The 478-nt window shown below is 45.8% G+C and carries 1 protein-coding gene; it reads left to right on the forward strand.

Features of this window, described 5'->3' with window-relative positions:
* Positions 1-478, forward strand: a 478-nt coding sequence (locus ACVC43_RS00835) for a hypothetical protein (protein WP_452222680.1), incomplete at both ends; no start/stop codon positions are given.

Below are 478 nucleotides of genomic sequence, written 5' to 3' on the forward strand. Positions count from 1 at the left end.
TACAGGAGGCGCACCAGGACTTACCGTTACCTATCACGAAACACCAGCCGATGCGCAAAACAACATCAACCCATTAGCCAGTCCGTATAACAACATTGTGGTTAACATGCAAACCATCTACGTACGCGTAGAAAGTGCAACCATAGCAACAGACTGTGCCAGTTTCGAAGACCTTGTGCTCATTGTCAACCCAACCCCACAAATCATCACCGCTCAGGATTTAACACCCTTAGCCGTTTGCGATAACGATGCCGATGGGTTTGCCACCTTTAATTTACCAACCAAAGAACCAGAAATATTAAACCTGTTAGATGGTGATGCCACTAACGATTTAGATCCAACCCTGTACACCATTACCTACTACCAGACCCAAGCCAATGCCGAAGCAGCAAACAACCCGATTGCAACGCCAAACGCTTATATAAACGGTACCATAAACATGGAAACCATTTGGGTACGTGTAGAAGACAATGCCACA

It is taken from the genome of Lacinutrix chionoecetis, from assembly GCF_053604665.1.